General features: G+C 71.7%; 1 protein-coding gene. It reads left to right on the top strand.

The genetic code is table 11. The annotated features are described in order from the left end of the window. Positions 1-31: 31 nt before the first annotated feature. On the top strand, positions 32-314 hold a 283-nt coding region (locus UK23_RS21075), incomplete at its 3' end, for a LacI family DNA-binding transcriptional regulator (protein ID WP_045313302.1).

Here is a 314-nt window from a genome sequence, read left to right as displayed (position 1 = left end):
TCGTGACACCAACCGGAGCAGACGAGGGCCGATGACGGACACAGCGCCACGACGACGGGCACGCGCGCAGCGGCCGCCGACCATCATCGACGTCGCCGAGCACGCCGGCGTCTCCCGTGGCACCGTCTCACGCGTCCTGCAGGGCGGGCACAACGTCAGCCCCGGGGCGCGTGAAGCCGTCGACGCCGCCATCCGCAAACTCGGCTACACGGTCAACCGCGCGGCCCGCAGTCTGGTGACCCAGCGGGCGGGCTCGGTGGCGTTCCTGCTCTCGGAGACCCAGGACCGGCTCTTCGCCGACCCGAACTTCACCA

Source organism: Lentzea aerocolonigenes (genome assembly GCF_000955955.1).
In the GTDB taxonomy this organism is placed as follows: Bacteria; Actinomycetota; Actinomycetes; order Mycobacteriales; family Pseudonocardiaceae; genus Lentzea; species Lentzea aerocolonigenes_A.
This window is presented reverse-complemented; position numbering and strand designations above follow the sequence as displayed.